At 64.8% G+C, this 21,360-nt stretch carries 21 protein-coding genes and 2 pseudogenes; 19 read left to right on the top strand and 4 right to left on the bottom strand.

What is annotated here, in order from left to right:
- Position 1 precedes the first annotated feature (1 nt).
- Positions 2-250 carry a hypothetical protein gene (locus DFR49_RS15880; protein ID WP_119036672.1) on the top strand — a complete coding sequence of 83 codons (249 nt, stop codon included), beginning with the start codon at positions 2-4 and terminating at the stop codon, positions 248-250.
- 14 nt (positions 251-264) lie between these two features.
- The gene (locus DFR49_RS15875; protein WP_119036671.1) at positions 265-570 is read left to right on the top strand and encodes a hypothetical protein; all 306 of its coding nucleotides are present in this window, start codon (positions 265-267) and stop codon (positions 568-570) included.
- 19 nt (positions 571-589) lie between these two features.
- Here DFR49_RS15875 and DFR49_RS22405 read toward each other — a convergent pair whose 3' ends face one another.
- The 3 genes and pseudogenes from DFR49_RS22405 to DFR49_RS15865 all read right to left on the bottom strand — a co-directional run.
- Positions 590-640: a hypothetical protein gene (locus tag DFR49_RS22405; RefSeq protein ID WP_281271802.1), complete on the bottom strand. Its 51-nt coding sequence runs from the start codon at positions 638-640 to the stop codon at positions 590-592.
- A gap of 100 nt (positions 641-740) precedes the next feature.
- Positions 741-806: pseudogene (locus tag DFR49_RS22400) on the bottom strand (DUF2274 domain-containing protein); the annotation flags it as partial.
- Positions 803-1,213, bottom strand: a pseudogene (locus DFR49_RS15865) (TraB/TrbI/VirB10 family type IV secretion system protein); the annotation flags it as partial. The pseudogenes DFR49_RS15865 and DFR49_RS22400, both read right to left, overlap by 4 nt.
- A gap of 512 nt (positions 1,214-1,725) precedes the next feature.
- On the opposite strand from DFR49_RS15865, the gene DFR49_RS15860 reads away from it, so the two are divergent.
- The 6 genes from DFR49_RS15860 (at position 1,726) to DFR49_RS15835 (ending at position 7,325) form a co-directional block, all read left to right on the top strand.
- Positions 1,726-3,072 carry a tyrosine-type recombinase/integrase gene (locus tag DFR49_RS15860; RefSeq protein ID WP_119036670.1) on the top strand — a complete coding sequence of 449 codons (1,347 nt, stop codon included), beginning with the start codon at positions 1,726-1,728 and terminating at the stop codon, positions 3,070-3,072.
- 76 nt (positions 3,073-3,148) lie between these two features.
- On the top strand, positions 3,149-3,595 hold the full coding sequence (locus DFR49_RS15855; protein ID WP_010398842.1) for a MerR family transcriptional regulator: 447 nt from the start codon (positions 3,149-3,151) through the stop codon (positions 3,593-3,595).
- Positions 3,585-4,160, top strand: coding sequence for a PIN domain-containing protein (locus tag DFR49_RS15850; RefSeq protein WP_119036669.1), 576 nt, complete (start codon positions 3,585-3,587; stop codon positions 4,158-4,160). Before DFR49_RS15855 ends, DFR49_RS15850 begins: the two co-directional genes overlap by 11 nt.
- Positions 4,161-4,325: 165 nt before the next feature.
- On the top strand, positions 4,326-5,150 hold the full coding sequence (locus DFR49_RS15845) for a hypothetical protein (protein WP_147373715.1): 825 nt from the start codon (positions 4,326-4,328) through the stop codon (positions 5,148-5,150).
- Between the two features lie 274 nt (positions 5,151-5,424).
- On the top strand, positions 5,425-6,378 hold the full coding sequence (locus DFR49_RS15840; protein WP_119036667.1) for an ArdC family protein: 954 nt from the start codon (positions 5,425-5,427) through the stop codon (positions 6,376-6,378).
- The gene (locus tag DFR49_RS15835; protein ID WP_119036666.1) at positions 6,378-7,325 is read left to right on the top strand and encodes a hypothetical protein; all 948 of its coding nucleotides are present in this window, start codon (positions 6,378-6,380) and stop codon (positions 7,323-7,325) included. The genes DFR49_RS15840 and DFR49_RS15835 overlap by 1 nt, the downstream gene beginning before the upstream one ends.
- 115 nt (positions 7,326-7,440) lie before the next feature.
- Here DFR49_RS15835 and DFR49_RS15830 read toward each other — a convergent pair whose 3' ends face one another.
- Entirely contained in the window at positions 7,441-7,743 is a 303-nt protein-coding gene (locus DFR49_RS15830; protein WP_010398874.1) for a hypothetical protein, read from the bottom strand.
- A 361-nt stretch (positions 7,744-8,104) separates the two neighbouring features.
- Here DFR49_RS15830 and DFR49_RS15825 point away from each other — a divergent pair, with 361 nt between their 5' ends.
- The 11 genes from DFR49_RS15825 to DFR49_RS15780 all read left to right on the top strand — a co-directional run bounded on the left by DFR49_RS15825 (position 8,105) and on the right by DFR49_RS15780 (position 21,319).
- Entirely contained in the window at positions 8,105-10,252 is a 2,148-nt protein-coding gene (locus tag DFR49_RS15825) for a ParB/RepB/Spo0J family partition protein (protein WP_119036665.1), read from the top strand.
- Between the two features lie 971 nt (positions 10,253-11,223).
- Complete coding sequence (locus DFR49_RS22035; RefSeq protein ID WP_010398879.1) at positions 11,224-11,388, top strand: hypothetical protein; 165 nt, start codon at positions 11,224-11,226, stop codon at positions 11,386-11,388.
- A 195-nt stretch (positions 11,389-11,583) separates the two neighbouring features.
- Positions 11,584-12,141, top strand: a complete 558-nt coding sequence (locus tag DFR49_RS15820; protein WP_119036664.1) for a hypothetical protein — start codon at positions 11,584-11,586, stop codon at positions 12,139-12,141.
- A 72-nt stretch (positions 12,142-12,213) separates the two neighbouring features.
- Positions 12,214-12,615 carry a hypothetical protein gene (locus DFR49_RS15815; RefSeq protein WP_010398883.1) on the top strand — a complete coding sequence of 134 codons (402 nt, stop codon included), beginning with the start codon at positions 12,214-12,216 and terminating at the stop codon, positions 12,613-12,615.
- Positions 12,616-12,624: 9 nt separating this feature from the next.
- Complete coding sequence (locus tag DFR49_RS15810) at positions 12,625-12,819, top strand: hypothetical protein (protein WP_010398885.1); 195 nt, start codon at positions 12,625-12,627, stop codon at positions 12,817-12,819.
- 74 nt (positions 12,820-12,893) lie between these two features.
- Positions 12,894-13,310 carry a hypothetical protein gene (locus DFR49_RS15805; RefSeq protein WP_119036663.1) on the top strand — a complete coding sequence of 139 codons (417 nt, stop codon included), beginning with the start codon at positions 12,894-12,896 and terminating at the stop codon, positions 13,308-13,310.
- A complete protein-coding gene (locus DFR49_RS15800; protein WP_119036662.1) occupies positions 13,303-13,947 on the top strand; it encodes an antitoxin of toxin-antitoxin stability system in 645 nt (214 codons plus the stop codon). The genes DFR49_RS15805 and DFR49_RS15800 overlap by 8 nt, the downstream gene beginning before the upstream one ends.
- A gap of 159 nt (positions 13,948-14,106) precedes the next feature.
- A complete protein-coding gene (locus DFR49_RS15795; RefSeq protein WP_119036661.1) occupies positions 14,107-18,453 on the top strand; it encodes a bifunctional class I SAM-dependent methyltransferase/DEAD/DEAH box helicase in 4,347 nt (1,448 codons plus the stop codon).
- The gene (locus DFR49_RS15790; RefSeq protein WP_119036660.1) at positions 18,454-19,491 is read left to right on the top strand and encodes a DUF7146 domain-containing protein; all 1,038 of its coding nucleotides are present in this window, start codon (positions 18,454-18,456) and stop codon (positions 19,489-19,491) included.
- A gap of 335 nt (positions 19,492-19,826) precedes the next feature.
- Positions 19,827-20,759, top strand: coding sequence for a DUF2493 domain-containing protein (locus DFR49_RS15785; protein WP_211325940.1), 933 nt, complete (start codon positions 19,827-19,829; stop codon positions 20,757-20,759).
- Between the two features lie 164 nt (positions 20,760-20,923).
- Complete coding sequence (locus tag DFR49_RS15780) at positions 20,924-21,319, top strand: hypothetical protein (protein ID WP_119036659.1); 396 nt, start codon at positions 20,924-20,926, stop codon at positions 21,317-21,319.
- Positions 21,320-21,360 lie beyond the last annotated feature (41 nt).

Genomic DNA, 21,360 nt, shown 5'->3' with positions numbered 1-21,360 from the left:
CATGTCCATTCGGTCCTGGGTCACGTGGCCCGGCGCCCCACTCGCCATCGCCTTAGCGGCGCTGTTCGGCGAGGGCGTCAATCCATGGCTGCTCGCCGGACTGCTCTATCTCGGGTCCGGCATCGGCCTTGCCATGGTCGCGATCGAGTGGCGTCTTATGGCAAAACCTTCCAGCAAGGCGCCGCTGGCCCTTCGCCGATTTCTCGCCTTCGTGCGTAGTCGCTATTCCCTGTCCTTCGGGACCGACTGATAAGGAGACGTCACATGACGAGGGGCATGGTTGTTATTGTTGGAATTGTCGCGCTGGTAATAGGGTTCGGAGTGGGCTTCATCCTGCGCCCGATCATGGCGCCTGCCGGGCAAACGGTGGTGGCCGCGAGCCCGGACCGGCCGGCGGAGAAGGCCGAGCCGCGAGGCACGCAGTATTTCGCAGCGCATCTCGATGAAGCACGACAGATCGTGGCGCAATGCCGGGACGGTTCGGTGCGCGGAGACGAATGCGCCAACGCCGACGCTGCTGTTCAGGAAGCGGACGGCAGGGAGCGATTCAAGAAATTCACGGGCGACTGAAGGCTGGAATGCACCCCCTTCAATCTTCATGCGCGCGGCGATGTCGCGTAAAGCCCCTGTCGGCTGCCATGAACCGCGCCAGCATGGGTGGTCAAAGGGGAGTGGCTGGGTGAGACCATTCTAGCTCGCATGGCCTTGGCATAGTCCCCGAGATGCCTGAGCAATGTTCCCGGTAGTTCCACCGTCAGCTTGACCGGCTTGTCCTCCACGATTGGTCGCAGGCGAAATTTGCTCATTGCGAGCCTCCCTGTGGTTCGAGCACGAGATCGCGGATGACGATGACGCGAAGCGGATAGCCCGGCCGAGGGGTGAGCGTTGGCTGCACGTTCAACTGCCGCCGCACGATCTGCTGGCCGGTCTGGTTGACGGTGGCCTGAATGCCCGACGCAGCGCGCGGGTCAGCTCGTCGTCGTCATCCGCGCCCAGCTCGGCACCAAACCCGAGCATGGTCGAGATCAGCGCGGCCTTCGCCGGCTCTGTCCCTGCAAGCCGGCGATACCTGCTGCAACGGCGCCGGGCTGGCGCTCGAGAACGATCGAGCGGCCGCCCGGTAGGATCAGCCGTCCCAGGCGAGCAGGACGCGGTTCTGCACGAACGACACCTCGGGATCATATTCCCCGATCAGCCGCGCGCCCTGGGGGACCGGTCGGGTTTTCATAGGCCAGACTCACAGGGCTGGGCGTCAGGGGGAAGGCTTTCCCCCAGCATAGCCGCCGACTGCCGGGATGGCCCAAAGCACCCTGAAAACGCCATGCACTACCGATCGCGACCACCTGCAATGGGCTGGTGAGAACGCAGCATCTAATTTCTGAAGGAATTTCAGGCGATTGCGCCGAATCTGGTGATTCCCTGGTGAGTTTTCTCAACATCACTGCTCGAAGAGGGGCCGCCGGCTTGTCTGAACTGCTTGATTTTGTTGGAGATTTTGGTGCACCCGACAGGATTCGAACCTGTGACCCCTGCCTTCGGAGCAATTTAGGCTGCCTATCCGAAATGCACGATAGAGCACGCTAGGCTACGATAACCCATTGAAAACACTGGACTATGGGGTTTTCTACGCCGAAATGTCTATCCAAAATTTCGCTCCGATCTTCATCCGGCTGCTTCCGTAGTGCTTCCGCGGAAACAGTCCCTCTCCAGCAGAGGAGAAGCCACATGGCAAAACTGACCAAGCGCATAGTGGACGCCGCCGACGTCCGTGAAAAGGACTACTTCATCTGGGACGACGAGCTGCCCGGCTTCGGCCTTCGCGTTTTCGCCTCGGGCAAGCGTAGCTACCTCATCCAGTATCGCGCGGCCGGCCGGACGCGACGCTTCACCATCGGCCTGCATGGTATCTGGACGGCAGAGACCGCCCGGCAGGAGGCTAAGGTTCAGCTTGGTCGCGTCGCCAAGGGCGAGAACCCGTCCGAGGAACGCCAGCTCGACCATCAGGCCATCACCGTCAAGGAGCTATGCGCCCTCTATGTCGCCGACCTGAATGCGGGACTGATCCTCGGCAAGGGCGGTCGTCCCAAGAAGCCGTCGACCATCGTCACCGACGCCGGCCGCATTGAGCGGCACATCATCCCGCTGATCGGCACGCGGCGGGTGAAGGATCTTGTCAAGGCCGACATCAACAAAGTCCTCAAGGACATCATGGCCGGCAAGACGCGAGTCTCTGTCAAGACGAAGAAGCTGCGCGGCAAGGCCATCGTGCGCGGCGGCGCGGGCACGGCGACCCGCACTGTCGGCCTGCTCGGCGGCATCCTCACCTATGCCGTCGAGGCCGGCATCATCGACCGCAATCCCGCCCACGGCTTGAAGAAACCGAAGGACAATGTGCGCAACCGCCGTCTGACGGAGGCCGAGTATCACATCCTGGGCGACATTCTGCGAAACGCGGCCGAGACCGAGAAATACGCGATGACCGTCGACATCATCCGCCAGATCGCCATGACCGGCTGCCGCCGCACCGAGATGATCCGGCTCATGCGGACCGAGGTGGACGCGGCGGGCAGTTGCCTGCGCCTCGTCGACAGCAAGGAAGGCGCCTCCGTCCGCCCCATCGGGCTTCCCGTCGTCGAATATCTCGAGGAACGCTGCAAGGACCTGACCGGCACCTATGTCTTCCCCGGCCAGGGCGAGGACAACGCCTTCGGCAGCTTCCCGAACCACTGGGAGCAGATCTTCAAGGACACGTCGCTGGCCGATGTCACGCCGCACGTCCTGCGCCACAGCTTCGCCAGCATCGGCAACGATCTCGGCTTCACCGAGGTCACAATCGCGGCGCTGGTCGGCCACTCCAAGGGGTCAGTGACGAGCAAATACATCCATAGCCTCGACACTGCGCTCATCATGGCCGCAGACACCATCTCCGGCTACATCAAGGGCCTTCTCGATGGCGTCGCCTTCAAGCAGACCGCCTATGCCCTCGATCGGGATTCCCGGAAGGCGGCGCTGGCGCGTTTCCTCCAATCGGCGGCCGCCAACGAGCAGGAGGAGCTGCCTCTTGCGGCGTAACCGACACCATCAGGGGGTTTCAGTTATTGCAGTTGGAGCCCGCAACGACTATATTGGCTGGTCAGGAGAACCCATCATGGCCAGCCAAGTCGTCAAATTCGCCGGTCTCTCGGACCGCGACCGCAAGAAGGTCTCGCCTCTGCCCAAGCTGGCGGAGGGCGACCGCGTCGAGCTGCGCGTCCGGCGCCGCGACGGTCACGATGAGACCCTGGCCCTGCCGCCCGCGGCGGCGAGCGCCGTCGAGGCCCTGATCACGCACTTGCTCAGCGGCGAGCGCGTGGCGGTTCTTTCCGAGGATCAGGAGCTGAGCCCCACCGAGGCGTCCGAAATCCTCGGCATCTCGCGCCCGCTCGTCGTGCTGCGCATGGACCGGGGCGATCTGCCCTTCCGTTATGTCGGCAAACACCGCCGCGCCTCGCTCAAGGACGTGCTGACGCTGAAGGCCAAGCTCGACGTCCGGCGCAAGGCCATGCAGGACCTCGCCGCCGACGCCGAGGATCTCCATCTTCGCTATGGCGTTTAAGTCCGCCGTCGCCATCTACTATGCCTGCATCCTCTACCCCTTCCATCTGAGGAATGTCGTTGTGCAGGCGGCGGTCGACGGTCTGGTCGATGCGCACTGGACGGAGGCGATCCATGACGAGTGGATACGCAACCTACTGGCCAATACGCCGGGTCTTCCGCCCGAGCACCTGCAAGCCACCAAGCAGCTCATGAACGTCGCCGTGCCGGAGGCGACCATTACCGGCTATGATCGGCATATCCACACCGTGAGCCTGCCCGATCCCGATGACCGCCACGTCGCGGCGGCGGCGATCGAGGCTGGCGCGTCGATGATCGTCACCTGGAACCTGCGTGACTTCCCCGTCGCCGAGTTGAGGAAGCATGGTCTGGCGCGGCAATCGCCGGACGCCTTTCTCGTCAGCCTCTACGAGCAGGCTCCCGATATGCTGCTCGCCTCGCTGGCGAATGCGCGCAGCAATCTCAGCCGGACGCGCGTGTCGGCCGCCGATTTCGTCGGCATCCTGCGCGACCAGAGGCTGGTCAAGCTCGCGGCGCAGATCGAGAACCACGTCAGCGACCTCTAGGGCGGCTTTCCGGGTTTGCTGAAACCCGGTTCTCCAGCTCTGCGGGTTTACGGATTTACGATGCGAGGCTGTTCCTCAGTGCCCCTTGCGCTCACCAGGTGGGCAGGCAACAGCATCGTAATAGAATATAATTGTAGTTCATTTCAGAGGGATGTTTCCGCGAACATGGCCAAGAAAACGGTCGAAAGACTTAATCCGACACCCTCTACCGTAAAGAAGCTCTTCGCCTATAGCGGAAACCAGTGTGCCGTCCCCGATTGTCAGGAGCAGCTTGTCGACGTAAGCGGCGCCATGCTGGGCAAGGTCGCCCATATCTGCGCCGCCGAGAAAGGCGGGCCGCGCTTCGACGTTGACATGAGCCACGAAGACCGCCGCGCCTTTGAAAACCTGCTTCTGGTTTGCGGCAAGCACCATGACATCATCGACCATCAGCCCAATGTGACGACCTACACGGTCGAGGTGCTGCGCAAATACAAGGCCGATCACGAAGATCGTTTCAAACGGGCGGAGCTACAGCTCATCGCGCAGATCACGGACACGACCCAGGCCAGGCTGCCCACCTATCCGGAAACGCTGAAGCGGTTCGGAGAGGTCTTCGATGTCACCGACTCGATGAATCTCGACGAGGAAGTCGCCGGGCTGACCACCTTCATCGACAGGCTGAAGGAGCTTCCCCTCGAAGAGCGGGCATTCGCCATCAAGCTGGCCGAACGCATGAGACGTCGGGACGTCGATGACCTGCCGGCCGAAGACGTGGTCGGCGCGTTCAACCTTGGAAAAACCAGGCTGTGTCAGCATATGACTTTGCTGGAGCATCACCTGCTTGGCGATATCACCGAAGGGCATGGCTACCAGCAATATTTCGTGCGGCTGTGGGACCGCGATCCCGGCGGCAATCCCTGGATAGAGATGCTGGAGTTCTGCGAAAAGACGGGCATCACCATCGACAGCCTCCTCTATGATCTCAATTTCGCGCAGTACGACGGCTGACGGCACTATGGCGGCGCGGTCGCCTCCAACAGCCTCACGGCATCAGGACGGTTGATCGGGTTTGCCCGGCAGGGCTCGCAACCATCATTTCCACGACTGTCTGCATTTTTGGCGGGGGAAAGCCTTCCCCCTGGCCGGCACTTCGTTGCCGGCGCACCCCCTTCTGCGGGGAGACCCCGCAACGCCCCCTTTAGAGTGAGAGTGCGGACCGGGTTTGCCGTGACGGGTTGAGGGCTGGAGAAGAGGTCTCCGGCGCCCGTCGCGGAGAACCGCGATGTCCAGACAGGATCGCAGCGCGCGCCCCGGCTCGGATCGGGCGAGCCTTTACGACGATATCACAAACAAGATCATCGGCGAACTGGAGGCCGGCCGCTTCCCTTGGGTTCAGCCCTGGGGCTCGGCCGCGGTCAAGGCGCCGCTCGCCATGCCGCAGAACGCCGCCACAGGCCGGCGCTATTCGGGGATAAACGTCCTCATCCTCTGGGGCGCCGTCATCGAGCATGGTTTCCCCGGCCAGAGCTGGCTCACCTTCCGCCAGGCGCTTTCCCTCGGCGGCAATGTCAGGAAGGGCGAGCGCGGCACCACCGTCGTCTATGCCGATCGTTTCACCCCCGAGGACGAAAAGCGCCGCGCCCGCGAGGCCGGCGAGGACGCTCAGGCGATTCCGTTCCTGAAGCGCTTCACGGTCTTCAACGCCGCTCAATGCGACGGCCTGCCTGAAGAAATCGCCGTCGTCGCACCGCCGCCCGAACCGGGCCTGATCGAGCCGCGCGTCGAGGCCCTGATCCGGGCGACCGGCATCGACTTCCGCATCGGCGGAGACCGCGCCTTCTATGTCCCGGCGCATGACTATGTCGTCGTTCCGCCGCCGCAGGCGTATTTCGAGCCAATCAACTGGCACCGTACGGCCCTGCATGAGCTCGGACACGCGACGGGCCATCCCTTGCGCCTCGGCCGTGATTTCTCCGGCTCCTTCGGCACCAAGAAATACGCCTTCGAAGAGCTGATCGCCGAGATCAACGCGGCCTTCTGCTGCGCCTCGCTCGGCATCGCTCCGACCGTCCGCCATGCCGACTATATCGGCTCCTGGCTCGACGTCCTGCGCGAGGACAATCGCGCCATCGTCCGAGCCGCCTCCCAAGCCAGCAAGGCGGCCGACTGGCTTCTCAGCTTCCTGCCGGATTCCGGCAGCATCGACCAGAACGACGACGAGCGGGAGGCGGCGTGATGAACGCGCTCGCCTTTCCGGGTTTCGTACCCGACCCCGCGCAGTCGGCCGACATCCGCCTGCGCGTCCTCAGCCTCGGCGCCGGCGTCCAGTCCACGACGCTGGCGCTGATGGCGGCGCATGGCGAAGTCGGCCCCATGCCCGATTGCGCCATCTTCGCCGATACCGGGTGGGAGCCGCAGGCCGTCTATGACCATCTCGCCTGGCTGCGGTCGCCCAATGTCCTGCCGTTTCCCGTCCATATCGTCTCGGCCGGGGATCTGCGCGCCGACCTCATCGCCGGCGCACAGGGCGAGCGCTGGGCCTCCATTCCAGCCTTCACCCGCACCGTGACGCCTGCCGGGAGCGAGCTTCCCGTCTATGACGAGGACGAAAACGGCGATCTCGTCGTTGTCGGCTCTCGCATCGTGGCTACCGAGCGGGCCAGCATCGGCATGATCCGCCGCCAATGCACCGGAGACTACAAGATCGTGCCGATCAGGCGGAAAGTGCGCGAGCTGCTCGGCATCGCCGGGCGGCGCTCGCCCACGTCGCCGGTCACCGAGCAATGGATCGGGATTTCGCTCGACGAGGCGCTTCGCATGAAACCCTCTTACGAGAGCTGGCAGGTCAACCGCTGGCCCCTGATCGAGCGGGGCCTGACCCGACAGGACTGCCTGCGCTGGCTGGAACGGCACGATTATCCTCTGCCGCCCAAAAGCGCCTGCCTCGGGTGCCCGTTTCATTCCGACGATCACTGGCGACAGATGCGCGACCATGATCCCGAAGCCTGGGCGGACGCCGTGTCGGTCGACGCCGCCATCCGCACCGGTTTCCGCGGCATCCGCGCCGAAGTCTATCTGCACCGCTCCGCCGTGCCGCTCGACCATGCCGACCTATCGACGGCCGCCGACCGCGGCCAGCTCGATCTCTGGCCGAACGAGTGCGAGGGCATGTGCGGGGTCTGATTCCCTGAAAGCCGCAAAGGCGCAAAGCCGCTTCTCCGGCTTTCCGGGTGTCCGCTTCTGCGTTTTCCCGCGTTTCCGGTTCGTCAGCTTGCAGCCTTGCGCCACGACGCTCAGCCTACCGGCCGTCCTTCATCAACCCTGCCCAGACAGCGAGAATATCGCCTTCGGCCGCGTTGTCCTCAGCGACAACCACGCTGAACACGGCGAGCGTGCCGGCGAACTCCTCCATATCCATCACGCCCCGTGCGTGAAGCATTGTCGCCAACAGCATCAGTGCCTTGCCTTGTGCGGTGATGACGGCCCGGTCCGCCTCGGAAAAGCGGACATGGCGGGCTGGCGACGCCCCCAGCCATCGGCGCAGAACACGCGCCAAGTCCGCCCAGGGCGGATTTCTCCAGCCAGAAATCATAGCGTCCATAGACAATTCCCCGCCGCCCCGACTGGCGCCGGGACGGTTGAACACGCGTGAACACTGGGAACCGCGCCCCACGTATTTCCCACGCCGGGCAAGCCCGACGCCGATGGGTATTCTATTCCGTGGGCCGCCCGACATAGTCGGTGACCCAGTGTTCAAACGCTTGATGCGATCGATGCGGTGTTCAAGCCGCAGGCGATGCAATCCCTATGGCACAGGAAGACAGTCCTGAACATCGCCGTTCCGTTCTCGCCCCTGGCCAGGCGACAGGGTCCGACCAGCAGAGTGAGAGGGAGGTGGGGATTTTCGTGACGGGTTCGGGTCGAGAGAGAGGCTCTCGGCGCCCGTCGCGGAGACTACCACGATGGCTACTGCCGCCCAGAAAATCATCCTGTCGCCTTCCCGCGACATCCCCTTCAACAAGCTCGTGCTCAGCCAATCGAATGTCCGACGCGTCAAGGCCGGCGTCTCGGTCGAGGAACTGGCCGAGGACATCGCCCGCCGAGGCACGCTCCTCCAGAGCCTCAATGTCCGCCCGGTCCTCGACGCCAGGGGCGATGAGACCGACATGTATGAAGTTCCCGCCGGCGGTCGCCGCTATCAGGCGCTCGCCATCCTCGTGAAGCAGAAGCGTCTCGCGAGGAACGCGCCTGTGCCCTGCGTCGTGCGTGATCCCTCCACGTCGATTCTCGCCGAGGACGACAGCCTCGCCGAAAACACCCAGCGCGTGCCGCTGCATCCTCTCGATCAGTTCCGGGCCTTCTATGACATGCGCCGCAAGGGCATGAGCGAGGAGGAGATCGCTGCGGCCTTCTTCACGACCGCGCAGGTGGTGAAGCAGCGCCTGCGTCTGGCCTCTGTCTCGCCCACGCTCCTCGACATCTATGCCGAGGACGGCATGAAGCTCGAAGAGCTGATGGCCTTCACCGTCAATCCCGACCATGCCCGCCAGGAGCAGGTCTGGGGGGCGGTCCAGACCTCCCACAATCGCCAGCCCTGGTATATCCGCCAGTTGCTCACTGAAACCACGGTGCCGGCCACCGACAAGCGCGCCCTGTTCATCGGCATCGAAACCTATGAGCAGGCGGGCGGCAGCGTGCTGCGCGATCTCTTCCAGACCGATGGAGGCGGCTGGCTTCAGGACCCCGCGCTTCTCGACCGCCTGGGCGCGGAGAAGCTCAAGACCCTCGCCGAGGAAATCGCCGCCGAGGGCTGGAAGTGGATCACCGTCGATACCGATCTGCCCTATGGCTACGATCAGGGGCTGCGGGCGCTCGACTTCACCCTCGTCGATCTGAACGATGACGAGCGCGCGGCCCGAGAAGCCCTGCGTGAGGAATACGAACGGATCGAGGCTGAATACTCGGAAGCCGATGAGCTGCCGGACGAGATCGACCAGCGTCTCGGCGAGATCGAGACGGCGCTCGAAGCCTTCGAGAAGCGCCCGGTCATCTACGATCCGGCCGACATCGCGCGTGGCGGCGTCTTCATCAGCGTCGACCGCAATGGCGAGCCCGTCGTCGATCGCGGCTATGTGCGCCCGGAGGACGAGACGCCGGTCGGCGTCGAGGACCCCGACGGCGAGGCCGAAGCCACCGGTACCGAAGTCGCGGCATCCGGCACCGTTCAGCGCGCCGTCATCACCATCGGCGGCCAGTCGGCCGAACCGGAGGATGACGACGAGGAAGACGTCATCAAGCCGCTGCCCGAACGGCTCGTTACCGAGCTGACTGCGCACCGCACCCTGGCGCTCCGCGATGCCGTGGGCGCCAATCCCCAGGTCGCGTTTACCGCCTTGCTGCACAAGCTCGTGCGCGACACCTTCCAGCGGACGGCCACCTCCGGCGCCAGCCTGCAGGCGTCCGTCAATCACGTATTCTTCCGCGAACAGGGCAAGGATCTCGCCGAGACGGCCTATGCCAAGTCCGTCATCCAGCGGCATGAGGACTGGAAGGCTGACCTACCAGCCGATGAGGATGCGCTGTGGGACTGGCTCGCCGTGCTCGACGACGCCAGCCGCATGGCGCTGCTCGCGCATTGCGTCAGCTATGGGATCAACGCCCTCTATGAACGGCCCAACCCCTACAGCGGCAGCGGCGTGTCGCAGTCGGGTCTCGACCGGCGTATGGCAGAGGCCGATCGACTGGCCCGCGCCACCGGCCTCGAAATGGTGGACGTCGGCTTCCGACCCACGGTCGAGAACTATCTCGGCCGCGTCACCAAGCCCCGCATTCTTGCGGCCGTCCGCGAAGGCGCGGGCGAACGCGCGGCCCAGCTCATCGACCACTTGAAGAAGGGCGACATGGCCAAGGAGGCCGAACGCCTGCTGGCCGACAGTGGCTGGCTACCGGAGCCGCTGCGCCTGATCGACCATGACGAGCCGACCACGTCCGATACCTCGGAAGGCGAGGCCGAGACGGCGCTCCCAGCCTTCCTTGCCGGTGAGGACGAGGACGAGGAAACCCCCGAAGACCCGGAAGCCGAGGCGCCAGCGATGATCGCCGCGGAATGACGCCAAACCCCGGCGGGCGGTCGAAGCCGCCCCGCCGTCTTCATTTTCAGCTTCAAGGCCCGGCGATCCGTCGTCGGGCCTTTTTTCATTTTCAGGGAGCTCCCACCTCCGACATTTATCTACCAGCCGGCCGTCAAATGGCGGTAGCCGGTTCCCCTCTCAGTGGGATTTCCGCTCATAGACGTGATTGAGGTTATCGGCTTGGTGCTGGAGGCTCCTCGCCACCGTTGCAGCCGCGGCCCGGTTCGGAAACGCCCCTGTTGTCATCCCGTTCAGGCTTACGCACCACCCATCGGGCTTCTCAATGACCGTATAACGCCGTCGCTCGCCACCGATATTGGCGGACTTACCCGTCAAATAGCCACTCATCATGAGCGTCGATCGCCTTGTTGGTTCGGTGTGTCGGGCTTCGTCCAAATCCCGAAGGCCGCTCCGATAACCGTCATCGCCATACGCCAGGATGATCGGCTGCTCTCTTTCGTCTTCATCGTTGCCCGCAAAAGTGCATTTCTGCTCATGGTTTCACCTCAACAAGAGGCCGCATCAAAGCTTCGAGCGCGTATGAATTCCATCCTGACGCAACCGGCCGCTCATAGTATTCTCATCAATTCGACCGGTGGACCTCGGCGCCATGCAACGCCATAGCGGGCCAAGCTCGTGCCCGGACAGCTCAGACCCTCAAACATCTTCGCTTCACCATTAGGCGGGAAGTGCGGGGCAATGGCATCCCTTTAGATTGATGATCCGGCTGCTGTCTGATGCCGGACACCATCCCGCTTCCATTCGCAAACCTTGGTCCGATCCGTCTCCTTATCAATCAACCCGCAAGGGGTCGGCTTACGCGCGCGTGCCGCCCTCGGGGATTCGGAAAAGGTCCGAACGCCCGAGGGTGATTGCAGAGCCGGTCAGACACTTCGGGCGCCTGTCGCGCGGGGGATGGTCCCCCGCCTCCCAAGACAGGAGCCGGAACCATGTCCTATGCAGATGCCACCGCTTTCGCCGCAAGCCTAGCCACCACGCTGATGGTTTCGATCATCGTCTTCCAGGCCGGGGACGGCACTCACGGCGCCATGCCCGCCAACGAATTCGATGGCGACGAAGAAATGGTCAGGCTGGAACTTGATCCCTTCGGCTGAGGCGCGACAGCGCCTCACCCCGACGGCTCGGAGCGCAAGATCGCGTCCGGGCCTTCAGCGCTGCGCTACCGCTCATCGCCGGCAGCGGCACCGGCTCATGCCCCGGCAAGGGAGAGTGAGAGTGCGGACGGGTTTTCCGTGACGGGTTGGTTGCCGGAGAGAGAGCTCCCGGCGCCCGTCCTGGAGCATCCTGCGATGGCCCTTGCACCTCAAACCACCTTCGCCCCGATCGGCGACATCCTCGCGCATCAGATCGTGCCCCGGCTGCGCCTTGCCGCGAAGCTGCCGCTGCGCATCACCTGCATCGGCACGGCCCGCTATGTCGGCACCGACGAGGCCGACAGCTTCGACCGCAGCGTCTTTCTCGGCGACCGCCCGTCGCTGGAGAACGCCACCAGCTTCGCGGCCGTTTCGGTCAGGCGCGGCGGCATTGGCGTGAGCCAAGATAAGACGCTGCGCTTTCATCCACGCTTCGCCGTCATCCAGGACAACGATCAGAATCTGGTTCTGGCCGGCGAAATCCGCGCCGGGATCATTCTCTGGCAACAGCCCGTCGCCAGCGACGGCGAGGCCCGCCGGATCGTGACCGAAGCCAGCCGCCTGCGCGGACTGGCTTTCGCCGCCTCCGGCCGGGGCGAGCAGCGTGCGGCCCGCAATCATCGCCACCAGGCCGGCCTGCTCGAAGCACGCCTGGTCGACCCCTTCTGGCGCGAGGCCGCCGCCGATCTGCTCCGGCTGCCACAGGCCGCCTGATCCCATCCCCCGATTTCCACCCATCCGACCCGGCGCTTCGCTTCGCCGGGTTCTCACCTATGGAGTTTTCCCATGCCGAAATTCGTAGTCAGCAAAGGCCACGACGCCTTCGTCTATTACGAAACCGTCCTAGAGGCCGACACGCCCGAAGAGGCGCGAAGTCTCGTCCGGAGCGTTCATTACGAAGGCGCATGGCTCCCCACCGGCTATGTGCAGGAGTTCGACGATTACGAGATCGACGAGCATAGCGGCGTTCGCCTCCTCGAAGACGGTGAAGCCGTAGAGGCCTTCCTGACCATCGGCGTCACCGCCCAAGAGCGCGACGCCTTGCTGGCGGGGCTGCGCCTCCTCCAGCTCGCCCTGGGGCGCGGCGATCTCGAACCTGCGCTCGAAAACATCGTCACCAATGACGGCGCGCATACCGGCCTCGATCCGACTCGTATCGACGCTCTGTGCGAACGCATCAACGTCTAGGTGGTGGCGATGTATGAGACCTACCTGCGCCTCGACATCCTGGTCTGGGACAGCGAGCGCGCCGTAATCCGCGCCGCGCGCTGCAAGCTGGCTTTATCGGCCCGGCGCGATCCCGCACTGCGGGGCGCGCGAAAGCGGTTCTATCGCGACATGCTGCGCCACCATGCCGATGCCCAGCGGCTTGTGGCGCAGTTCCGCCTCTGACGCTTCCGCACCGCGTCCATCCCTTGAACCTCGCCCGGCCATCGCGCCGGGCTTTCTCGTTTCAGGAGCCTGACATGGCCAACTACTTTACCCATTTCTCGTGCCTTCTTGACGTCGGCACGCCCGATAATGCCGCCCGAGCGCTCGACCTCTACAACAAGCTTTCGGAGGAAGGCGCTTCCGAAGAACCGCCGTCCGAGGGGTTTCTCCTATCGATCCAGCCGGAGCACGGGGGTGGCCGGCTCTGGATGCGCGATGACCAGACAGGCGATCCCGAGCGTCTGCTCCAGTTCGTGAAGATCTGCGCGACCGAGTTCCGCCTCAGTGGTCTCTGGGGCTTCCAATACGCCAACACCTGCTCGCGGCGGCGCCTCGACGGTTTCGGCGGCGGCGCTCATGTCCTCGACCTCGCCACCGGCGAGACGGTGGCATGGACCTACACCGATGGCTGGCTCGCCCAGGTTCTCGATGGAGGCGGCTCAGATGAGTAAGGTCATCGAAACCACGGTCTATCAGCTCGACGAGCTTGCTGACGCCGCCAAGGAGAAGGCCCGCGATTGGTATCGCGAAGGCGGCTTCGACTACGACTGGTATGATGCCGTTTACGAGGATTTCCAACAGATCGCGGAAATCCTCGGCCTTCGGCTGAAAACCCGCAGCATGCGGCTCAACGGCGTCGGCTCCTGGCAGAAGCCCTGCATCTGGTTTCGGGGGTTCTGGAGCCAGGGCGACGGCGCCTGCTTCGAGACCTTCTATTCCTACCGGAAAAACGCCCCGCGCCGCATCAGGGAACACGCGCCGCAAGACGCCGAACTGCACTGCATCGCCGATGCACTTCAGGCGGTCCAGCGGCGTAATTTCTACCAGCTTAGCGCCGAGGCGAACCATCGCGGTCACTACTACCACGAATACTGCATGACGATCTCGGTAGAGCGCGACAGTCCAACCTATCAGGATATGACGGCCGATGCGGAAGACACCGTGGCCGAGGCGCTGCGCGACCTGGCCCGTTGGCTCTATCGGCAGCTCGAACGCGAATACGAGTGTCTCACCTCGGACGAGGCCGTCGACGAGGCGATCACCGCCAACGAATACACGTTCACGGCAACCGGCCGTCGCTTCGGCTGAACCCGGCAAGCGTCCTGCCATTCGGCAGGGCGCTTTTTGCATGCCAGCCACGGCCCACCTTTCGAGAGTCAGAGGAGGCCGGGGACGGGTTTGAGCCTGTGCGGTCGAGAGAGAGCGCTGCGCGGCTCGATCCTGTCCTGCTCTCCCGAGGTCTCCTCCATGAACATGATTTCCGCATCTGCGGCGGCATCGGTCGCCGGGCCGCTTCCGCTTGTCCCCGACAGCCATGCCGCCACGTCCGTCTTTTCGGCGGCAGCTCTTCTTCTGCCCCACCTCGAGCGCGGCCAGCGCATCGACGCCGCCACGCTTCGCAGCGCGATGGAAACCGCCTTCGGCGCGTCCGATACCGCTGGCGCCTGGGACTGGAAAACCGCCTATGACGCCTGCGAGGCCGCGATCGTCCTGTTCCTGCGCAAGTACGGAAAGGCGCTTTTCCGTAAAGCCGGTTCGCCAGCCGATAGCCTGCCGCTGCTGACGCGGATCGCCGGGCTGCTGCCGACCCATACACGCCGCTCGGAGGAGGCGCAGACCTTCCAGCAATTCTCCACCCCGATCCCACTGGGGCTGGCAGCGGCGACCGCCGCCGCCATCACGCCCGCCGACCGGGTTCTGGAACCCTCGGCCGGGACCGGATTGCTCGCCATCCTGGCCGAGATCGCCGGCGGCGCCCTCGTCCTCAACGAGCTGGCCGAGATGCGCGCCGGTCTACTTTCCTCCCTCTTTCCCGCCTTGTCCGTCACGCGTTTCGACGCGGCGCAGATCGACGATCACCTCGATCCTGCCCTGGTCCCGTCCGTGGTGCTGATGAACCCGCCGTTCTCGGCGCTGGCGAATGTCCAGGGCCGCGTCGCCGATGCCGCCTTCCGCCACGTCGCTTCGGCGCTTGCGCGCCTTGCGCCCGGCGGGCGGCTGGTGACGATCACCGGCGCGAGCTTCGCCCCCGATAATCCTGCCTGGACCCCGGCCTTCGTCCGGCTGCAGGAGCGCGGTCGCGTGGTCTTCTCTGCCGCAGTCGATGGTTCTGTCTATGCCAAGCATGGCACGACGATCGATACCCGGATCACCGTCATCGACAAGCTGCCCGCCGACGATCCGGCAGTCTTCCCAACCTCTCCCGGCGCCGCACCGGATGCCGCCACCCTGATGGCCTGGATCGGCGCGAGCCTGCCCGCGCGGCAGCCTGTCGATCCTTCAGTCGTTGTTCCGGTTGCCGCAGCGCCTGCGCCTCGCACCGTGCGCGGCTATATCGCCGCCACCGCGAAAGCCGCCCGCCCGGCGCCGCAGACCGAACCGGAAGCCGCACCGCTCGACTATGAGATCGTCGATTGGCAGCCAGCCGAGGGAGGCCACATCACCGACGCCATCTATGAGGAATACGGGCTTCAGGTCATCCGTATTCCCGGCGCCCAGCCTCATCCAACCCAGCTCGTCCAGTCGGCGGCGATGGCGAGCGTCGCCCCGCCGAAGCCCAGCTACCGGCCGCATCTGCCAAAGACCATTCTCGGTCTTCTGTCCGACGCGCAGCTTGAGACCGTCATCTATGCCGGCCAGGCCCATGCCGACCATCTCGCCGGGGCCTGGACCGTCGACGAGACCTGCGATGTGGTCAGCGCGGCGGCCGAGGACGCCAAGAACGCCGTCCGCTTCCGGCAAGGCTTCTTCGTCGGTGACGGCACCGGCGTCGGCAAGGGGCGGGAATCCGCCGCCATCATCCTCGACAACTGGATGCAGGGCCGCCGCAAGGCCGTCTGGATCTCCAAATCCGACAAATTGCTGGAAGACGCACAGCGTGACTGGTCGGCGCTCGGCATGGAGCGCCTCCTGGTTACGCCGCTGTCGCGCTTCCCGCAGGGCAAGCCCGTGACGCTGCCCGAAGGCATCCTTTTCACGACCTATGCCACGCTACGCTCAGACGACCGCGGCGATAGGGTTTCACGCGTCAAACAGATCGTCGAATGGTTGGGCGAGGATTTCGATGGAGTGATCGTCTTCGACGAGGCGCATTCGATGCAGAACGCCGCAGGCGGCAAGGGAGAACGGGGCGATGTCGCTGCCAGCCAGCAGGGCCGAGCCGGGCTTCGCCTCCAGCACGCCCTGCCGGATGCCCGCATCGTCTATGTCTCCGCGACCGGCGCCACTACGGTCCACAACCTCGCCTATGCCCAGCGCCTTGGCCTTTGGGGGGGCGAGGATTTCCCCTTCGCCACGCGGGCCGAATTCGTCGAGGCTATCGAGGGCGGCGGCGTCGCGGCGATGGAGGTTCTGGCCCGGGACATGCGCGCCCTCGGCCTCTACACCGCCCGGTCGCTGTCCTTCGCCGGCGTCGAATACGAGCTGGTCGAGCATGAGCTGACCCCCGAACAGACCCGCATCTACGATGCCTATGCCGGGGCCTTCGCCATCATTCACAACAATCTGGATGCTGCGATGGAAGCGGCCAATATTACCGGCAGCACGGGCACCCTGAATCGGCAGGCGAAATCCGCCGCGCGCTCGGCCTTCGAGTCGGCCAAGCAGCGGTTTTTCGGCCACCTCCTGACCAGCATGAAAACCCCGACGCTGCTCCGCTCCATCGCATCCGATCTGGAGGCGGGCCATTCGGCCGTGATCCAGATCGTCTCGACCGGCGAGGCGCTTATGGAACGCCGGCTGGGCGAGCTGCCGACCGAGGAATGGAACGACGTCCGCGTGGACATCACCCCGAGGGAATATGTCCTGGACTACCTTGCCCATTCCTTCCCGGTGCAGCTCTACGAGCCGTTCACCGACTCGGAGGGCAATATGTCGTCGCGGCCCGTCATGCGCGACGGCCAGCCCGTCGAAAGCCGCGAAGCGGTCGCCCGCCGCGACGAGCTGATCGCAAAGCTCGCCAGCCTGCCGCCGGTCCCCGGTGCGCTGGACCAGCTCATTCAGCATTTCGGCACCGATACCGTGGCTGAAGTGACGGGCCGGTCGCGGCGCATCATCCGCAAGGCTGGCAAGGGCGTCACTGTTGATCGCCTTGTCGTCGAGAACCGCGCAGCTTCGGCCAACCTGGCCGAAACCCAGGCGTTCATGGACGACGGCAAGCAGGTTCTGGTGTTCTCCGACGCCGGCGGCACCGGCCGCAGCTATCATGCCGAACTGTCGGCACGGAACACGAGGCTGCGCGTCCATTACCTGCTCGAAGCCGGATGGAAGGCCGATACTGCGATCCAGGGGCTTGGCCGAACGCACCGGACCAACCAGAAGCAAGCACCCCTGTTCCGGCCGATCACCACGAACGTCAAAGCCGAAAAGCGCTTCCTCTCGACCATCGCCCGCCGTCTCGACACCCTGGGCGCGATCACGCGCGGCCAGCGCCAGACCGGCGGTCAGGGCCTGTTTTGGCCCGAGGACAATCTGGAATCGCATTACGCCCGCGACGCGCTGCGCCAGCTCTACCTGCTGCTGGTCCGCGGCAAGGTCGAGGGATGCTCGCTCGACCGCTTTGAGAGCGCCACCGGCTTGAAACTGATGGACTCCAACGGCATCAAGGATGACCTCCCAGCCATCACGACCTTCCTGAACCGGCTGCTGGCCTTGACGATTGAGCTTCAGGGCGTGCTGTTTACCGCCTTCGAGCAACTTCTGACGGCGCGCATCGAGGGCGCCATCGCGTCGGGCACCTATGACGCCGGGCTGGAGACGCTGCGAGCGGAGAGCTTTGTCGTCACCGACCGCCAGACGATCTATACGCACCCGCGCACCGGCGCCCAGACCCGCCTGCTGACCATCACCGAGCGCAAGCGCAACCATCCGGTCACGCTGGCGGAGGCCATAGGCAACCTGGACGATCCGCGCGCGGTCCTGTTGGTCAACGAGCGGTCGGGCCGCGCCGCCGTGCAGGTTCCGACCACCAGCGTCATGCTGGACGATGGCGAGATCGAGCGCCGTGTCCGGCTGATCCGGCCGATGGAAGCGCACAACATCCCGGTCAAGACCATGCCCGAGACCCATTGGGTCGAAGCCGACCGGGACGCCTTCGCCTCTGCCTGGAATGCCGAGATTGCCGAGGTGCCGGAGTTTTCCGACAGCACCCTGCATATGGTGACAGGTCTCCTGTTGCCTATCTGGAAGCGGTTGCCGAACGAATCCACCCGCGTCTATCGGCTCCAGACCGATGCTGGCGAGCGGATCATCGGCCGCCGCGTTTCGCCTGCCTGGGTCGCCCACGCGACCGCGACCGGCGTCACGTCGATCACGCCGGAGGATGCCTTCACCGCCCTTATGGACGGAAAGACGATCCTCGATCTCGCCGAGGGCCTTCAGCTTCGCCGGGTCCGCGTCATGGGCGCGCTGCGCATCGAACTCACCGGCTTCACCGACACGATGCGCCAGCGCCTCACGGCCTATGGCCTCTATCACGAGATCATCTCGTGGAAGCTGCGCTTCTTCGTGCCGGTGGATGCTCAGGGGCCGGTAATCATCGGCAAGCTCTTCGACCGCTGGCCGGTCGAACGCATCGGCGAACGGGAGGCCGCATAAATGGCTTCGCGTCACGCCTCAGAACTGGCGCATCGCCTCGGCCGCGAGGCCGAGGCGGTCTGCCGCGAATACCTGTCCTCCGGTCGGAGGGCAGGCAATTACTGGCAGGTCGGGGACGCGCAGAACAGCCCCGGCCGCTCCCTCTATGTCCGGCTCAGGGACACCCCCAAAGGTCCGGCCGGGAAATGGACCGACGCCGCCACCGGCGACCATGGCGATCTGCTCGACATCATCCGCGAGGCGCTTGGCCTCGTCGATTTCAAGGATGTGGCCGAGGAAGCGCGCCGTTTCCTCAGTCTCCCGCATCCCTCGCCGGAACAGACAGGGACACCGACCGGCAGGACATCGAGCATTGCCGTCGGTTCGCCCGAAGCGTCGCGGCGGCTGTTCGCCATGTCGCAGCCGATCCCCGGCACGCTCGCGGCGACCTACCTCAGCGGGCGGGCAATCACGTCGCTCATCGGCGGCACCGCACTGCGCTACCATCCCCGGTGCTATTACCGGCCCGACGAGCATTCGCCCACGGAGATCTGGCCGGCGATGATCGCGTCCGTCACCGACCTTGACGGGCGACAGACCGGCGCGCACCGCACCTGGCTCGCCCCGGACGGCTCGGGCAAGGCGCCTGTCGAAACGCCGAGGCGGGCGATGGGCGACCTTCTCGGACACGGCGTCCGCTTTGGCGTTGCCGGCGATGTGCTGGTCGCCGGGGAGGGCATCGAGACCGTGCTGTCGCCCCGTCAGGTTCTGCCGCACATGCCGATGCTGGCGGCGCTCTCGGCCGCACACCTCGCCGCCATCCTGTTCCCGGCGACGCTACGCAGGCTCTATGTCCTTCGCGATCGTGATCCGGCTGGGGACGGCGCGAGAGACAGCCTGATCGCCCGAGCTGCGAGCGTCGGGATCGAAGCGGTTGCGATGTCGCCAGCGCGCGAGGACTTCAACGAGGATCTGCGCTGGCGCGGCGTCGATGCCCTCCGGGCGGCCCTGAAGGATCAGCTTCATCCCGTGGACGTCAGCCGGTTCATGGAGGGGTGAGAGGATCGGCGGGGGGATGGGGCAAAGCTCTGAATGGCTCCGCCTGCCGTCTCCGCTCATCATCGGGAACACCCTTCCCGCGTCGGAGAGGGCGCCCACGGCCTTCTGAGGGGGCGATCGGCTCACAAACGGGCCAGCCGGGCAATGGCGCTGCGCTCTCGGCTATTTTCCGCCGGCGGGGCAAGCCCCGCCTTTGCATCGCGAAGCAAAATAGCCGGCTTGGCCATCAAGGCCCTCGCGGGAGCACGAGGGCTGCCAGGCCGTCCCGCCCGTGAGCTTCGACGCCTGCGAAGGCCGCGATGGGCGCGGTCTCCAGACGAAGGATGCTCCCGATGATGAACGAAGACGATGACGCAGGCTTCGAGCCGTTCCACACCTCATCCCCCACCGATCACGTCCTCACCGAACTCCAGCTCTATGGCTACCGCCCTTTCCAGGACGAACCCGATCCGCGTCCGCTACCGGAGGGCAACACCGTCGCCGCAGCCGTCGCAGACATCTTCGACGCCCTCGTCTCGACGCTCGGCGACACCCGCCTCGAACCCGATCTCGACGATCTCCTCTGGTCGACGGTCAATCTCTTCCATCGCGCCGCCGACCGGGTCGAACGCGAACTCGACGACAACGAGCAGGGGCAGCTCCGCCTTCAGCGGGAACAGGATGGCAGCGAGGTCAAGAGCGTCGAACTCGAACGCCTCACGGCGGAGGGACAGACCCTGGTCGAACGGCGCAACAGCATGGAACTCTTCCGCGACCTCTCGGCGGACGCCTTCGAGCACCACACCGGCACGCCCTGGCGGCCGCGCAGCGGTTCGATGGTCAACCATCGCAACCTCACCTCGGCAATGATCGACAGCCGCGATTTCCTCGCCGCTAAGCGCCGGGCCGAGACCGATGTGCTGCTGCCCGCCGGTCCCAGAGTCGCCATCACGGGCGGTGCGGACTTCAACGATCACAACCTGATCTGGACGAAGCTCGATCAGGTTCATGCCAAGCACACGGACATGGTGCTCCTGCACGGCGGCTCGCCGAAGGGCGCCGAACTGATCGCCTCCCGCTGGGCTGACAGTCGCAAGGTGCCGCAGGTCGCCTTCAAGCCCGACTGGACGAAGCACGCCAAGGCCGCGCCCTTCAAGCGCAACGACGCCATGCTCGATGTCCTGCCGGTCGGCGTCCTGGTCTTCCCCGGCACCGGGATTCAGGAGAACCTTGCGGATAAGGCGCGCAAGCTCGGCATTCCAGTCATGAAGTTCGACGGCGGCGCGTAAAGCGCCGCCGCTCGGCGGCCTGCCAGCCGCCTCTACTTGACTGAACACGAGGTTGATGGCTTTCTTGAAGAATATTTGCAGCAACGGCGAACTGGCATAGTCGCAGGCGGAGCGTATTATCCGGCAGCCTGTGGTGATCCTCAATCGTTCATGCGGAGGCTGCCGTGACCCTCATCCTGCTTGCCATCTCCCTGACGATCGCGCTTTGCGTCATCGCCTACAACTTTGCCATCTACGCCTTGCCGTTCATGGTCGGGCTGACGGCCTTTCAATATGTCTATGGAATGGAGGCCGGCTTCCTGCTGTCGGCGCTGCTATCCGTGGCGCTGGTCATCGCCGTCGTAGGCTTTGCCAAGAACCCGGCCTTGCGGCTTATCGCCCTCGCCGTATTCGCGGTGCCGGCGATGATCGCCGGTTATGCGCTCGTGCATGGCGTCACGAAGAATTTCGTCGACGCGACGATTATGCTGAACCTGCTCGGCGGCGCCGGCGGTCTCTTCATCGGCATAGCGGCGATGCTCAATCTCAATGCGCTCGGTACAGGCGTCCTGTCTCGCTGATGCGATCGCGAATCGCCGCTCGTCACAAAAAATCTGCGCCG

It is taken from the genome of Hephaestia caeni (assembly GCF_003550065.1).
In the GTDB taxonomy this organism is placed as follows: domain Bacteria; phylum Pseudomonadota; class Alphaproteobacteria; order Sphingomonadales; family Sphingomonadaceae; genus Sphingomonas; species Sphingomonas caeni_A.
This window is presented reverse-complemented; position numbering and strand designations above follow the sequence as displayed.

Bases quoted from the DNA above. Each gene is read 5' to 3' on its own strand.
- DFR49_RS15860 (WP_119036670.1), top strand. From the start codon at position 1,726: ATGGCAAAACTGACCAAGCGCATAGTGGACGCCGCCGACGTCCGTGAA.
- DFR49_RS15825 (WP_119036665.1), top strand. From the start codon at position 8,105: ATGGCTACTGCCGCCCAGAAAATCATCCTGTCGCCTTCCCGCGACATC.
- DFR49_RS15820 (WP_119036664.1), top strand. From the start codon at position 11,584: ATGGCCCTTGCACCTCAAACCACCTTCGCCCCGATCGGCGACATCCTC.
- DFR49_RS15880 (WP_119036672.1), top strand. From the start codon at position 2: ATGTCCATTCGGTCCTGGGTCACGTGGCCCGGCGCCCCACTCGCCATC.
- DFR49_RS15810 (WP_010398885.1), top strand. From the start codon at position 12,625: ATGTATGAGACCTACCTGCGCCTCGACATCCTGGTCTGGGACAGCGAG.
- DFR49_RS22035 (WP_010398879.1), top strand. From the start codon at position 11,224: ATGTCCTATGCAGATGCCACCGCTTTCGCCGCAAGCCTAGCCACCACG.
- DFR49_RS15875 (WP_119036671.1), top strand. From the start codon at position 265: ATGACGAGGGGCATGGTTGTTATTGTTGGAATTGTCGCGCTGGTAATA.
- DFR49_RS15850 (WP_119036669.1), top strand. From the start codon at position 3,585: ATGGCGTTTAAGTCCGCCGTCGCCATCTACTATGCCTGCATCCTCTAC.
- DFR49_RS15855 (WP_010398842.1), top strand. From the start codon at position 3,149: ATGGCCAGCCAAGTCGTCAAATTCGCCGGTCTCTCGGACCGCGACCGC.
- DFR49_RS15795 (WP_119036661.1), top strand. From the start codon at position 14,107: ATGAACATGATTTCCGCATCTGCGGCGGCATCGGTCGCCGGGCCGCTT.
- DFR49_RS15800 (WP_119036662.1), top strand. From the start codon at position 13,303: ATGAGTAAGGTCATCGAAACCACGGTCTATCAGCTCGACGAGCTTGCT.
- DFR49_RS15805 (WP_119036663.1), top strand. From the start codon at position 12,894: ATGGCCAACTACTTTACCCATTTCTCGTGCCTTCTTGACGTCGGCACG.
- DFR49_RS15845 (WP_147373715.1), top strand. From the start codon at position 4,326: ATGGCCAAGAAAACGGTCGAAAGACTTAATCCGACACCCTCTACCGTA.
- DFR49_RS15830 (WP_010398874.1), bottom strand. From the start codon at position 7,743: ATGGACGCTATGATTTCTGGCTGGAGAAATCCGCCCTGGGCGGACTTG.
- DFR49_RS15815 (WP_010398883.1), top strand. From the start codon at position 12,214: ATGCCGAAATTCGTAGTCAGCAAAGGCCACGACGCCTTCGTCTATTAC.
- DFR49_RS15785 (WP_211325940.1), top strand. From the start codon at position 19,827: ATGAACGAAGACGATGACGCAGGCTTCGAGCCGTTCCACACCTCATCC.
- DFR49_RS15790 (WP_119036660.1), top strand. From the start codon at position 18,454: ATGGCTTCGCGTCACGCCTCAGAACTGGCGCATCGCCTCGGCCGCGAG.
- DFR49_RS15835 (WP_119036666.1), top strand. From the start codon at position 6,378: ATGAACGCGCTCGCCTTTCCGGGTTTCGTACCCGACCCCGCGCAGTCG.
- DFR49_RS15840 (WP_119036667.1), top strand. From the start codon at position 5,425: ATGTCCAGACAGGATCGCAGCGCGCGCCCCGGCTCGGATCGGGCGAGC.